Raw genomic sequence first — 13,543 nt, forward strand, 5'->3', positions numbered from 1 at the left:
ACTTCACCACTCCGCCAGTCGAGCGTAGTGAACCCCGCTTCACACGGGGTGTGAAGTGCCCCGGGGCGGGCGCGGTCCCAGGCAGTACAGGCCGGGCGCCCCTTCGGACCACGTGACCTCGCGTCCGTCCGCCGCGCAGCCCCGCAGCATGTAACCGATCACGTCGTCGAGACCGGAGGCGACCTCGTCCGCGGAGAGCACGCCGCTGGTGGCGAGCCCGGCGAAGCCGTGCAGGGTGGTGAAGAGCGGCATCGCGATCCGTTCGACGGGCCCCTCCCGTACGTCGCCGCTGCGCTGCCCGTCCGCGGCCAGTTCCACGGCCATCGCCGCGAGCCGGTGCGCGGCCGCGATCAGCGCCTCGGACGCCTCCGGCTCGTGCTTGACCGTGTACATGAGGTCGAGGAGCGCCGCGTTGGCGGTGGCGAAGTCGACGTAGGCGCGGGCGAGCGCGCCGAGCCGCTCGGCGAACGACTCGCCGGCCGCCGCCTGGGACGCGGTCAGGGCCGCGTCCATGCGTTCGAACCCGGTGAGCGCCAGCGCGTCCAGCAGCGCCTGCTTGTCCTTGAAGTGCCGGCTCGGCGCGGCGTGGCTGACGCCGAGGTCCCGGGCGAGTTCCCGCAGGGACAGGGCTCCCGGACCCTTCTCGCGGAGCGTCTGCTCGGCGCGGTCCAGCAGCGCGGCGCGAAGGTCTCCGTGGTGGTAGCGACGAGTCTGCATGACCGCCATCCTAGCGTCGATGTATTCACTGGCTACATTGTTGTCATTGACATCATTGTTGACGCTGCCTACATTGGGGGCATGGCTCACACACCCACCTGGAACGCAACCCGCCTCCCCGACCACACCGGCCGCACCGCCGTGGTCACCGGCGCCAACAGCGGGCTCGGCCTCGCCACCGTCGACGCCCTCGCCCGGGCCGGCGCGCATGTCGTGCTCGCCGTACGGGACGTCAGGCGCGGCGAGGAGGCCGCCGCCAGCGTCAAGGGCACCAAGGGCACGCTCGAAGTGCGCCGCCTCGACCTCGCCGACCTCGCCTCCGTGCGCACGTTCGCCGAGTCCTGGCGGGGCGGACTGGACCTGCTGATCAACAACGCCGGAGTGATGGCCGTCCCGGAGTCCCGCACCAAGGACGGCTTCGAGATGCAGTTCGGCACCAACCACCTCGGCCACTTCGCGCTGACCAACCTGCTGCTGCCGCACCTCACCGACCGCGTGGTCACGGTGGCGTCCATGGCGCACAAGGCCCCCGGCACCCGCGTCCACTTCGAGAACCTGGACCTGACCGGTGAATACACCCCCTACCGGGCGTACTCCCAGTCCAAGCTGGCCAACCTGCTGTTCACCCTGGAACTGCAGCGCCGCCTGACCGCGGCGGGCTCCCCCGTGCGCGCCCTCGCCGCGCACCCCGGCTACGCCGCCACCAATCTGCAGAGCCACGACGCCAGCGCGGTCCGGCGCGCCCTGATGCGGATCGGCAACAGGGTGATCGCCCAGGACAACAGGGCCGGCGCGCTGCCGACGCTGTACGCCGCCACCCAGGACCTGCCCGGTGCCGCCTATCTGGGCCCCGACGGGTTCGGCGAGATGCGCGGCGGGCCGACGATGGTCAGCAGGTCGGCCGCGGCCAGCGACCCGCAGAGCGCCAAGCGCCTGTGGGAGGCCTCCGAGGAGCTGACCGGCGTCGGCTTCCCGTCGCCGAGCGGCGAGAAGGCCGCCAAGGCCGCCGCGGAAGACGGGCACTGACCGGGGCCACGAGGAGCGTACGGCCGGGACCGGCGGGGGCCAGGGCAGGTCGGCCCTGATCCGTCGGCCCCCTAGGAGGCGCCCCTGCCGGTCCCGCGCCCGCCGAGCGACAGCGAACGCCGCCCCGCCCCGGCCGCCCGGGCCGGCGGCCGCACCCGGTCGTTGCAGAGCATCAGCAGCGCCACATCGTCCGTCAGCCGCCCGCCGGCATGGCGCAGCAGCGCCTCCCGCACCTCGTCCACCATCCCGGACGGCACGGGGCCGCGGGGCGACTCGGACGCCTCGACGCTGCCGCGCAACGCCTCCGCCAGCGGGAAGAACTCCCCCGCCGCGTCCCGGGCGTCCACCGCCCCGTCGGTGTGCAGGAAGAGCGCCGCACCGGGCTCCAGCCGACCGCACCGCACCGCGGCCAGCTCCTCCGGCAGCGGAAACAGCCCCAGTGGCGGCATCGGATCGGCCGGGGCGACCAGGGCGACCGGCGCGAGGGCCTCGCAGTCGATCCGATACGGCCATGGATGCCCGCAGTTCAGCGCCGTGACCGTCCCGTCCTGCGCGACCTGCACCAGCAGCAGCGTCACGAACTCCTCCGCGAGCGGGCTCGCCGTCTCCGCACCGCCCCCCGGCTGCTCGACGCGCCCCCGCTCCCGCAGATGCCGCTGGTGCGACAGCTCCAACCGGCGCAGCACACCGGGCAGTTCGGCCTCGTCGTGCACCACCTCGCGGAAGCTGCCGAGCATCGCCGCGACCATGCCCATGGCCGCCAGCCCGTGCCCGCGCACATCGCCGATCACCGCCCGGACGCCGTGCCGGGTCCCCACGACCTCGTACAGGTCCCCGCCGACCACCGCGCCCTCGCTCACCGAGAGGTGATCGGCCGCCAGCGCCAGCCCGTCGATCCGCGGCGGCAACGGCCGCAGCAGCACCCGCTGCGCGGCCGCGGCGACCTCGCGGGTGCGCTCCAGCTCCCGCACCAGCCGCAGCCGCCGGCCGGCCGTCAGATAGCTGGCGCCGATCACCGCGAGAATCGCACCGCAGGTCAGCACGCGGGTGCCCGGACCGGCCCCGGGTCCCTCCCCGCCGAACGGCACGAGGGCGAGCAGCGCGCACCCCCCGCCCAGCAGGACGCACTGGCGGCGGCCGGTGCCCGCGCAGGCGATGGCCGGTGCGGCGGCGAGGAGTTGCAGCAGCTGACCGCTGGTCGGGTGGTAGAGCTCCCAGCCCACCACGCCGAGCACCCACAGGCCCGGCAGGACGAAGACCGTGGCCCGCCGGACACGGGCCGCGCCGGCGCGCGCCGCGCCCCGCGTCCACGTTCGGATCATGCCGTTGGTCCCCCTAGGGCCCGTCCGATGGGTCATGGCCGGCCCGCGGCGCCTGGCACGGGCACCCCGCGGCGTTGCCGAAGAGTCCCGAGAGCTTCGTCATCGAGACGCTCCGGCGCCTTGCGATGCGCCGCACCGGACGCCGCGGCCCTTCCGACCCTGGCCCATCGGACAAGCCCTGGCCGGTGGCCCCTTGCAGGTGTTGCGCCGATCGGTTCGGCCCGCCTGCAGCGGTCACGCGGGCCTCATCGACCTCGTCGATTCTCGCGACGTTATGTGGCCATCCCGCGACGATAGGTAAATAACCACTCGATTGGGTGATGGTGCAGGGGTCCGTCGGGTTCCTCGCCCCCGCCCCGGTCCCCCACAGGCACCACACCGCCCACCCACCGCAGAGCGAACCCCCGCACGCGGAAGGGGCGAGGGCGCGGAAGGCTCTCGCCCTCCGCGCCCTCGCCCCTCAACACAGGCAGGCGGTCCGCTCAGCCGCGCAGCACCGCACCGGTCCGCTCCACGGCCACGGCCACCGCCGCGTCGCGGGCGACCGTGGCCTCCTCCGCGGTCAGCGTGCGGTCCGCGGCGCGGAAGCGCAGCGCGTACGCCAGCGACTTCTTGCCCGCACCGAGCTGCTCGCCGGTGAAGACGTCGAAGAGCCGCAGCGACTCCAGCAGTTCGCCCGCACCGTCGCGCAGCGCGCTCTCGACGTCCGCCGCCGGGACCGAGCCGTCGACGACCAGCGCGACGTCCTGGGTCGCGACCGGGAACGCCGAGATCTTCGGCGCGCGCAGCGGGCCGGCACCGGCCCGCTCCAGGCGGTCCAGGTCGATCTCCATCGCGCACGTACGCTCCGGCAGCGCGAGCGACTTGATGACGCGCGGGTGCAGCTCACCGGCGTTGCCGACGAGGACCTCCTCGCCGTCGACGAGGGCGAGCAGCGCCGCGCACCGGCCCGGGTGGAACGGCGCGTGCTGGTCCTGACGGACGATCAGCTCGACGCCCGCCTCCCGCGCGACCGTACGGCCCGCCTCGATGGCGTCCGCCCAGGTCCCGGGGCGCGCCTCGCCCCACCAGCCGGCCTGCTCACGGCCGCCGGCGAGCACCACGGCGGCGCGCCGCGGCTGCTGCGGCAGGGAGGCGTCCAGCGAGGCGATCTCGTCGTCGGTCGGCCGGCGGTCGACGACCAGCCGGCTGGCCGGCTTCTCGTCCCCGGTCGCCCGGAAGACCGGCCCGGTCTCGAAGAGCGCGAGATCGTGCGTGCCCCGGCCGTAGTTGCGGCGCAGCGCACCGAGCAACCCCGGGATCAGGGTCGTACGGAGGTCGGGCTCCTCGTCGGACAGCGGGTTGACGAGGGTGACCGCGGCGCGCCGCGGGTCGTCCGCCTCGATGCCCAGCTGGTCCAGGACGTGCGAGCCGGTGAAGGGGTAGTTCAGCGCCTCGACGTAGCCGGCGCCGGCCAGCGCCCGGCCGACCCGGCGGTGCAGCCGCTGACGCTCGGTCAGCCCGCGACCGGCCGGCGGCTTCGGGAGCGTGGAGGGCAGGTTCTCGTAGCCCTCCAGCCGGATGACCTCTTCGGCCAGGTCGTTGGGGTTGCCGAGGTCGGGCCGCCAGGACGGCACGGTCACGACCAGCTCGTCCTGCCCGTAGACGTCGCAGCCGACCTGCTGGAGGCGGCGGACGACGGTCTCCCGGCCGTAGGCGACGCCGGCGACCTTGTCCGGGTGGTCGGCGGGGATGGTGATCGTGCGCGGCCCGCGGGGCGAGACGACCTCGGTGACGCCGTCCTCGGCGGTGCCGCCGCCGAGCAGCACCAGCAGGTCGACGGTCCGCTGCGCCGCGGCGGACGCGGCCTCCGGGTCCACGCCGCGCTCGAAGCGCTTGGCCGCCTCCGAGGACAGCTTGTGCCGGCGGGCCGTACGGGCGATGGAGATCGCGTCGAAGTGCGCGGCCTCCACCACGATGTCGGTGGTGCCGCGCGGCTGTCCGGTCTCCGGGTCGATGACCGGACCCGCGATCTCCGTGTTGGCGCCGCCCATGACACCCGCGAGGCCGATGGGGCCGCGGTTGTCGGTGATGACCAGGTCCCCGGCGTCCAGCACCCGCTTGGTGCCGTCCAGGGTGGTCAGCTGCTCGCCGGGGGTGGCGCGCCGGACGCCGATCGGACCGTCCACGGTGGCGCGGTCGTAGGCGTGCAGCGGCTGGCCGAGCTCCAGCATCACGTAGTTGGTGATGTCGACGGCGAGCGAGATCGGGCGCATCCCGGCCTTCTGCAGCCGGCGCTGCAGCCAGATCGGGGAACGCGCCTCGGGCTCCAGTCCGGTGACGGTGCGGGCCGTGAAGCGGTCGCAGCCGATGGGGTCGGAGACCTTGACCGGGTAGCCGGCGGAGTTCGGCGGCGGCACGTCCAGCAGGGCCGGGTCGCGCAGCGGCAGTCCGTAGGCGGTGGCGGCCTCGCGGGCGACACCGCGCATCGACAGGCAGTAGCCGCGGTCCGGGGTGACGGCGATGTCCAGCACCTCGTCGACGAGCTCCAGCAGCTCGATGGCGTCGATGCCCACCTCGTACTCCGGCGGCAGCACGATGATGCCGCCCGAGCCGTCGTCGCCCATGCCCAGCTCGTCGCCGGAGCAGATCATGCCGTGCGACTTCTTGCCGTAGGTCTTGCGCGCGGCGATCTTGAAGTCGCCGGGCAGCACGGCGCCCGGGAGGACCACCACGACCTTGTCGCCCACCGAGAAGTTGCGGGCGCCGCAGACGATCTCCTGCGGCTCGCCGGTGCCGTTGGCGTCGCCGACGTCGACCGTGCAGAAGCGGATCGGCTTCTTGAAGCCCTCCAGCTCCTCGATGGTCAGCACCTGACCGACGACGAGCGGGCCCTTGAGGCCCTCGCCGAGCCGCTCGACGGTCTCGACCTCCAGGCCGACGGCAATGAGCTTGGCCTGTACGTCACGGCCGGACTCCGTCGCCGGCAGGTCGACGTACTCCCGCAGCCAAGAAAGCGGGACCCGCATCAGATCTCCATCCCGAACGGCCGGGTGAACCGGACGTCGCCCTCGAACATGTCGCGCATGTCTTCCACGTTGTGCCGGAACATCAGCATCCGGTCGATGCCGAACCCGAAGGCGAAGCCGCTGTACTTCTCGGGGTCGACACCGCAGGCGACGAGCACCTTGGGGTTGACCATTCCGCAGCCGCCCAGCTCGATCCAGCCCTCGCTGGAGCAGGTGCGGCACGGGCGGTCGGGGTTGCCCACGGACTCGCCACGGCAGACGTAGCAGACCATGTCCATCTCGGCGGACGGCTCGGTGAACGGGAAGTAGTTCGGCCGCAGCCGGGTCTTCATGTCGGGGCCGAACAGCGCCCGGACCATGTGGTCGAGCGTGCCCTTGAGGTCGGCCATGGTCAGGCCCTCGTCGACAGCGAGCAGCTCGATCTGGTGGAAGACCGGGGAGTGCGTGGCGTCCAGCTCGTCGGTGCGGTAGACCCGCCCCGGGCAGACGACGTACACGGGCGGCTCGCGGTCGACGAGCGTACGGGCCTGCACCGGTGAGGTGTGGGTGCGCAGCACGACGCCGCTCTCGTCGCCCTCGGTGCCGTTGCCCTGGACGAAGAAGGTGTCCTGCATCTGGCGCGCCGGGTGGTCGGGCACGAAGTTCAGGGCGTCGAAGTTGAACCACTCCGCCTCGACCTCGGGGCCCTCGGCGACCTCGTAGCCCATCGCGACGAAGACGTCGGCGACCCGCTCCATGAACGTGGTGAGCGGGTGCCGGGCGCCGGCCGGGGTGCGGTCGTAGGGCAGCGTGACATCCACCGCCTCCTCGACGAGCACGCGCGCGTCGCGCTCCGCCTCCAGCTCCTCCTGACGGGCCTTGAGCGCCTGGTTCACCCGGCCGCGGGCCTGGCCGACGCGCTTGCCGGCCTCCGCCTTGGCCTGGGGGGGCAGGGCGCCGATCTCGCGGTTGGCGAGGGCGAGCGGCGAGGTGCCACCGGTGTGCGCGATCTTCGCCTGGGCGAGCGCGTCGAGGTCGCCCGCGGCGGCGATGGCGGCCAGCGCCTCGTCCAGCCGGGCGGCGATCTCTTCCGGTTTCAGGGCTTCGACCTCGACAGGGTCGTACGACTTATTGGGTGCGGACATCTCTTCCCGTGCTTCCGGTGGACTGGCTTGGCTTGGCTCGCTTCGCCTCGGCTCCTCGATCACAAAGGTCGGATGCCGAGCTCGCGCTGTGCCCGCGATGCCTGTGCGCCAAAGGTGCCAAAGGTCAAGTCTAAGGGGGACGGGCAGCGCGACCGGCCCGCGCCCCTGCGGGGCGCCCGCCGCGGAACACTCAAGCCAGGAAGGCCGGCGTCGCGACGGGCAGGCTAAATCGGAACTGCGCGCCGCCGGCCGGGGCCCGGCCGACCGTGATCGTGCCGCCGTGCGCCTCGACGATGCCCTTGACGATGTACAGGCCCAGGCCCGTGCCGCCGCGCTTGCTGCCCCGCCAGAAGCGGGTGAAGACGCGGCTCATCGACTCCTCCGGAATACCGGGGCCCTCGTCGCTCACGGTGACGCTCGTCCCCTCCGTGCTGGTCGCGTCCGTCGCTGGTCCGACCTCGATGGTGACGGTTCCCTCGCCGTGGCGCACCGCATTTTCCAGCAGATTGCCGAGCACCTGGTCGACCTTGTCCGGGTCCGCCCACAGATCCGGCAGCGGCCCCCTCATCCGGATCAGGAAGCGGTCCGGCCGCTGGCCCGCGGTGGTCTGCGCCTGGACGTGCCGGCGGACCGCGGCGATCATGTCGACGCGCTGCCGCCGGACCTCCAGCCGCCCGGAGTCGATCCGGGAGATGTCCAGCAGTTCGGCGATCAGGCGGGTGACGCGGTTGGCGTCGGCGTCCACCGTCTCCAGCATCAGCCGCTTCTGGTCGTCGGTGAAGCGTTCCCACTTTTGGAGGAGGGTGGCGGTGAACCCCTTGACGGAGGTCAGCGGGGAGCGCAGTTCATGGGCGACGGTGGCGATCAGCTCGGCGTGGCTCAGTTCCGTACGCCGGCGGGCCTCGGTGCCGCGCAGCGCGATCACCAACCGCTGCACGGGCCCGGTGGGCCGGCTGCGGACGTAACGGGCGGAGACCAGCACCTCGCGGCCGCCGAGCAGCAGATTGCGCTCGGGCTGGCCCCGGCGGATGGCGAGCCCGCCATAGGGGTCGGTGATCCGCCACCAGCGGCGGCCCTCGACGTCCTGCAGCGGCAGGGCCTGTTCGAGGGGGCGGCCCAGCGCGTCCTCGGAGGCGATTCCGGTGATCCTGGCGGCCGCGGCGTTGAAGCAGACGACCCGGCCGGTCTCGTCGGAGACGACCAGGCCGTCGGGCAGATCGTCGGGGTCGAGTCCCGCACCGTACGCTTCCGGCCCGGTGGCGGGCGACGGTACGCGCCCGGTCCCGCCGGCCGGACCGCCGTCAGTGGCGACTGTGATGCCGGAAGTCCTCACACCCATCCCCGTTACCCCCTCCCGGGCCCCCGGCACGCAAGACTACTAGCTCGCCTCGGATGTGCCGGGACGATCCGCGGTACGCCCCTCAGGCGGGTGACACCGCGCGGCAGCCGCCGGGGCTGCGCTGGGCGCGGGCGGAGGCGTAGAGGCAGACCGCGGCGGCGGTGGCGAGGTTGAGGCTCTCCGCCTTGCCGTGGATGGGAACCCGTACGACGGCGTCCGCGAGCGCCCGGGTCTCCTCGGGCAGGCCCCAGGCCTCGTTGCCGAAGACCCAGGCGGTGGGCCCGCCCATGGAGCCGGCGTCCAGCTCGGCGTCCAGGTCGCGGTCGCCCGCGCCGTCGGCGGCCAGGATCCGCACACCGGCGGTCCGCAGCCCCTCCACCACCCGCTGGACCGGTACGCCGACCGCCACCGGCAGGTGGAAGAGCGAACCGACCGAGGCGCGTACCGACTTGGGGTTGTACAGGTCCACCGAGGCGTCGGTCAGCACGACCGCGTCCGCACCGGCGGCGTCCGCGCACCGCAGCACCGTACCGGCGTTGCCGGGGTCGCGGACGTTGGCGAGCACCGCGATCAGCTGCGGGCGGGCGGCGAGGATCTCCTCGAACGGCGAGTCCAGGAACCGGCAGACGCCGAGCAGGCCCTGCGGCGTGACGGTCTGGGAGATGTCCGCGACGGTCCGGTCGTCGGCGAGGTGCACCCGTACGCCGGCCGCGCGGGCCGCCTCGACGATCTCGGCGTGCCGCTCGGCGGCCTCGGCGGTGGCGAACAGCTCGATGAGCGTGGGCGCGCCGTCGACGCGGTGCGCGATGGCCTCCCGTACGGCCTGCGGGCCCTCGGCGATGAACCGGCGCTCCTTGCCGCGGAAGGCGCGGCGGGCCAGCCGCCGGGCGGCGGTGACGCGCGGGGAACGCGGGGAGATCAGCTCGGGGGTGCCCATGGGCGGCGGCTCACTTCTGTCGTTCGGTGCGTGCGGGGACGGGGGCCGGTCCGTCGGCGCCCGGTCCGGAAATGCGGCGGACCCGCAGGCCGGGGCCTGCGGGTCCACGTCACAACGTCGTCAGGCTGGGGTTCAGGCAGCCTTCGGGGCGTTGACGTCGCTCGGAAGCGCCTTCTGAGCGGCCTCGACGAGCGCGGCGAACGCGTTCATGTCGTTGACCGCGAGGTCCGCGAGGATCTTGCGGTCGACCTCGATGTTGGCGGCCTTCAGACCCTGGATGAAGCGGTTGTAGGTCATGCCGTTCTGGCGGGCAGCGGCGTTGATGCGCTGGATCCACAGCTGACGGAAGTCGCCCTTGCGCTTCTTGCGGTCGTTGTAGTTGTAGACGAGGGAGTGGGTGACCTGCTCCTTCGCCTTGCGGTACAGGCGCGAGCGCTGGCCTCGGTAGCCGCTGGCCTGCTCGAGGATCGCCCGGCGCTTCTTGTGGGCGTTGACTGCCCGCTTGACGCGTGCCACTTGTTAACTCCTTGTAGCGGGGTCGTGGTTGTCGTCACACGACCCAAGTCGATTGTGTCCCGGTCGAAGTCGCGCGCCCCGATCGTCGAGGGGCGCGGCGGCTCACTTGCCGAGAAGCTTCTTGATCTTCGCGGCGTCGCCCGGGGCCATCTCGGCGTTGCCGGTGAGGCGACGCGTCACGCGGGACGACTTGTGCTCGAGCAGGTGGCGCTTGCCGGCGCGCTCGCGCAGCACCTTGCCGGAGCCGGTGACCTTGAAGCGCTTGCTGGCACCGCTGTGCGTCTTGTTCTTCGGCATGCGCCGTTCTCTCCTCGTCAGTGGCGCTCCCACCGGCACGGACCGGCTAGCGGGAGCGTCAGATGTATCGGTTGGTATCCGGGGCGGGTGCCCCGGCATGAATCCGGGGCTCGCCCAGAGATCACGCCTCGGCGGGCTCCTCGGCGGGCTCCTCCGCGGGAGCTCCGCCCTGGCGCTCCGCCTTGCGGGCGGCCTGCGCCTCACGGGCCTCGGCCATCGCCTCGGTCTTCTTCTTGTGCGGACCGAGGACCATGATCATGTTTCGGCCGTCCTGCTTCGGGTTCGACTCGATGAAGCCGAGCTCCTCCACGTCGGACGCGAGCCGCTGCAGCAGCCGGAAGCCCAGCTCGGGGCGGGACTGCTCGCGACCACGGAACATGATCGTGATCTTGACCTTGTCACCCTGCTTGAGGAACCGGACGACGTGACCCTTCTTGGTGTCATAGTCGTGCGGGTCGATCTTCGGCCGGAGCTTCATCTCCTTGATGACCGTGTGCGCCTGGTTCTTGCGCGCCTCACGGGCCTTCATGGCCGACTCGTACTTGAACTTTCCGTAGTCCATGAGCTTGCAGACCGGCGGACGGGCGTTCGCCGCCACCTCGACCAGGTCGAGGTCGTACTCCTGCGCAAGCTCCAGGGCCTTGGCAAGCGGCACAATGCCGACCTGCTCGCCACTGGGACCGACGAGTCGCACCTCGGGGACGCGAATCCGGTCGTTGATGCGGGGCTCGGCGCTGATGGATCCTCCTCGGTAGCACCACGCGACGGCCTGGCGGACTGCCGCGTAACGTCTGTTCGGTGTGACCAACCGCGCCGGTACATGCAAAACGCCCCGGACGGGACACAGGCGGGGCTCCACATAGATCTGGAGCACCGCCGCGAAGTCTCCGCGGGGCGCAGCCGGACCGTTGACCCGCCAACCTGAGGTCGGTCGGGTGGGAGATCGGAGCCTCCACTTGTGGGCCGGTCACATGCGTGTCCGGCCGGTCGGAACACCAGAATACACGAGTCAAGGGGTGGCCCCCACTCCTGTGCGGGCACCGGTGGCGGCGCGGAAGCGCTCCGCGCCGTTGACGACACTCCCGGACGCGGGGCCGTCGGGCACTGCCCATAGGCTGGAGCCGACCCCTCAGCAGGAAGAAGCCCGAAGACATGAGCGACCAGACCCCGCAGCAGCCCGACGCCGCGAGCGCGGCGCAACCCGACTTCGACGCCATGACCCGTGACATCGCGGAGGTGCCGGCGGTCGAGGTGATCACCACGGTCGCGGTGCATCTGATGAGTTCGGCGGCGGTCAACCTGGGGCTCGCCGAGGACGGCGCGGCGCACAAGGACCTCGACGAGGCGCGCAAGCTCATCCAGGCGCTCGCCGGGCTGGTCACCGCCAGCGCCACCGAGATCGGCTCGTACCACGCGGCCCCCCTGCGGGACGGGCTGAAGTCGCTGCAGCTGGCGTTCCGTGAGGCGTCGGTCGTGCCGGACGAGCCGGGGCAGGGTCCCGGGGAGAAGTTCACCGGCCCCGTTTACGGCTGAGCCGCGGATCTCCGCACCGCACGACGGGCCCCGGCCGGGAGACGGCCGGGGCCCGTCGTGCGTGCGTGCGCGGGTGGCGCCGGGCCTCAGGGCCGTCCGCCGGGGCCGGTCGCGGGCTCGGCGGGCATGCCCTCGTCGGCGACGATGAGCGGCTCGTGGGGCGGATGGGTGACCTGATGGACCGCGGCCGCCAGGGCGCCGCCGATCAGCGGCGCGACGATGAACAGCCACAGCTGGGTGATGGCCGCGCCGCCCGCGAACAGGGCCGGGCCGATGGACCGCGCCGGGTTCACCGAGGTGCCGGTCAGCGGGATGCCGACCAGGTGGACGATGGCCAGCGCCAGGCCGATCGCCAGTCCGCCGAAGCCGAGCACGGCCACCTTGTGGGTGGCCGCCAGCACCACGAAGACGAACAGGAACGTCATCACGATCTCGATGACGAAGGCACCGCCGAGGTTGATGTGCACCGCCGAGCGGTCGCCCCAGCCGTTCGTGCCGAAGGCCCCGTGTGTCTGCAGGCCCGGGATCTGCGTGGCGACCAGGAGGAGCACCGCGGAGCCGACGATGGCGCCCACGATCTGGGCGATCCAGTACTCGACGGCCGTACGCACCGTGATGCGGCGGGCCAGCAGCATGCCGAGCGTCACCGCGGGGTTGATGTGGCATCCGGAGATCGGGCCGAGGGCGTAGGCCAGTGCCAGCATCGTGAAACCGAAGGCCAGGGCGATGCCGAAGGTGCCGATGTACTCGCCGGCCAGCACCACCGAGCCGACGCCGAAGAAGACCAGAAGCAGCGTGCCGAGGAACTCGGCCACGACGACGCGGGTCAGAATCGTGGAGGTCGCCGCCTCCGTCTCGGATTTCTCCATGGGGCTCTCCTCGCGTGGATCTTGAGCTCTCCTCGCATTGTGCGGCCCTGGAGACGACCTCGCCCGTCGGGCGGCCCCGGGCCCGGGCCGGATGCCGGGCCCCGGGGCGGTGGATCAGCGCCGGAAGAGGGGTTCCCCGGCCGTCGTGCCGCCGGGCGGCAGAAGGGCCAGGTCCAGGCCCCGTACGAGCCGGGCGCGCAGCACCTCGTCGGTGGCCAGCGACCGCGCCAGTCGCTGGGCGACCTCGGCGGTCGGTGCCCCGGCGGCGAGGCCGAGCGCGAGCGTGCCGTCGGTCTCGTCGGACGGCGCGAGATGGGCGACGAGCACGGCGGGCTCGGCGGCGAGCAGGGCGCGCAGCGCGTCGGTGACGGCCGGGTCGGCGAGCGGGTCGGCGGTCGTACGGCCCTCCGCGAGGGCACGCAGCGCGGGGCCGGTGAGCTGGTAGGTGACCGGGCCCGCCAGGTCGATGACGAGGGTGTCGGCCTGCTCGTGGGAGGCGGCCAGCAGCGCCTGCCGGAGCGGAACCGCCACCGGGCGGGCGTCCGGGCGCCAGCGCTGGAGCGTCTCCATCGACGTGAAGGCGGGCAGCGCGCGGCGGCCGTCCGGGGCCTGCAGCGTGGGGACCGCCATGTCGCTGGTCTTCTCCCGGCGCAGGCCGTCCGGGCCGGTTTCGACCTCGCCGAGGAGGGCGACGACCGGGACGAGTACGCGGGCGCCGGACAGCGCCGCGAGGAGCTGCGGCTCGGCGCTCCGGTCGTCGTCGTACGCCGCCAGGGCGGCCGCCAGCGCGGGGTCGGCCGAGCCGTCGTCGTCGGAGAAGCCGGGATCGGGGATGTTCTTCTGCACGTCGGCGAG

13 protein-coding genes are annotated in these 13,543 nt (G+C 72.7%); 2 read left to right on the forward strand and 11 right to left on the reverse strand.

Going from position 1 to position 13,543, the window contains the following annotated elements; translation table 11 throughout:
* Positions 1-39: 39 nt before the first annotated feature.
* Positions 40-717, reverse strand: a complete 678-nt coding sequence (locus tag AC0680_RS09010) for a TetR/AcrR family transcriptional regulator (RefSeq protein ID WP_478626171.1) — start codon at positions 715-717, stop codon at positions 40-42.
* 81 nt (positions 718-798) lie between these two features.
* Here AC0680_RS09010 and AC0680_RS09015 point away from each other — a divergent pair, with 81 nt between their 5' ends.
* Positions 799-1,743 carry an oxidoreductase gene (locus AC0680_RS09015; protein ID WP_478626172.1) on the forward strand — a complete coding sequence of 315 codons (945 nt, stop codon included), beginning with the start codon at positions 799-801 and terminating at the stop codon, positions 1,741-1,743.
* A 71-nt stretch (positions 1,744-1,814) separates the two neighbouring features.
* Here the strand turns inward: AC0680_RS09015 and AC0680_RS09020 are convergent, their stop codons facing one another.
* From AC0680_RS09020 to infC, 8 genes are all read right to left on the reverse strand, one after another.
* Positions 1,815-3,065, reverse strand: coding sequence for a PP2C family protein-serine/threonine phosphatase (locus AC0680_RS09020; RefSeq protein ID WP_478626173.1), 1,251 nt, complete (start codon positions 3,063-3,065; stop codon positions 1,815-1,817).
* A gap of 482 nt (positions 3,066-3,547) precedes the next feature.
* Positions 3,548-6,073, reverse strand: a complete 2,526-nt coding sequence (gene pheT, locus AC0680_RS09025; protein WP_478626175.1) for a phenylalanine--tRNA ligase subunit beta — start codon at positions 6,071-6,073, stop codon at positions 3,548-3,550.
* Entirely contained in the window at positions 6,073-7,197 is a 1,125-nt protein-coding gene (gene pheS, locus AC0680_RS09030; protein WP_393488141.1) for a phenylalanine--tRNA ligase subunit alpha, read from the reverse strand. The genes pheT and pheS overlap by 1 nt, the downstream gene beginning before the upstream one ends.
* A 190-nt stretch (positions 7,198-7,387) precedes the next feature.
* Positions 7,388-8,536 carry a sensor histidine kinase gene (locus tag AC0680_RS09035; RefSeq protein WP_478626177.1) on the reverse strand — a complete coding sequence of 383 codons (1,149 nt, stop codon included), beginning with the start codon at positions 8,534-8,536 and terminating at the stop codon, positions 7,388-7,390.
* A gap of 82 nt (positions 8,537-8,618) precedes the next feature.
* Positions 8,619-9,473, reverse strand: coding sequence for a TrmH family RNA methyltransferase (locus AC0680_RS09040; RefSeq protein WP_478626179.1), 855 nt, complete (start codon positions 9,471-9,473; stop codon positions 8,619-8,621).
* Between the two features lie 132 nt (positions 9,474-9,605).
* On the reverse strand, positions 9,606-9,989 hold the full coding sequence (gene rplT, locus AC0680_RS09045) for a 50S ribosomal protein L20 (protein ID WP_384428642.1): 384 nt from the start codon (positions 9,987-9,989) through the stop codon (positions 9,606-9,608).
* Positions 9,990-10,091: 102 nt separating this feature from the next.
* Positions 10,092-10,286 carry a 50S ribosomal protein L35 gene (gene rpmI, locus AC0680_RS09050; RefSeq protein WP_016576627.1) on the reverse strand — a complete coding sequence of 65 codons (195 nt, stop codon included), beginning with the start codon at positions 10,284-10,286 and terminating at the stop codon, positions 10,092-10,094.
* A gap of 121 nt (positions 10,287-10,407) precedes the next feature.
* Positions 10,408-11,094: a translation initiation factor IF-3 gene (infC, locus tag AC0680_RS09055; RefSeq protein ID WP_451447783.1), complete on the reverse strand. Its 687-nt coding sequence runs from the start codon at positions 11,092-11,094 to the stop codon at positions 10,408-10,410.
* Positions 11,095-11,438: 344 nt separating this feature from the next.
* Here infC and AC0680_RS09060 point away from each other — a divergent pair, with 344 nt between their 5' ends.
* The gene (locus tag AC0680_RS09060) at positions 11,439-11,819 is read left to right on the forward strand and encodes a DUF1844 domain-containing protein (RefSeq protein WP_393488147.1); all 381 of its coding nucleotides are present in this window, start codon (positions 11,439-11,441) and stop codon (positions 11,817-11,819) included.
* A gap of 86 nt (positions 11,820-11,905) precedes the next feature.
* Here the strand turns inward: AC0680_RS09060 and AC0680_RS09065 are convergent, their stop codons facing one another.
* Both AC0680_RS09065 and AC0680_RS09070 read right to left on the reverse strand, forming a co-directional pair.
* Positions 11,906-12,688 carry an MIP family channel protein gene (locus AC0680_RS09065; protein WP_478626182.1) on the reverse strand — a complete coding sequence of 261 codons (783 nt, stop codon included), beginning with the start codon at positions 12,686-12,688 and terminating at the stop codon, positions 11,906-11,908.
* Between the two features lie 114 nt (positions 12,689-12,802).
* Entirely contained in the window at positions 12,803-13,534 is a 732-nt protein-coding gene (locus AC0680_RS09070; protein ID WP_478626184.1) for an SseB family protein, read from the reverse strand.
* Positions 13,535-13,543: the final 9 nt, after the last annotated feature.

The organism is Streptomyces sp. NPDC043738, assembly GCF_056436545.1.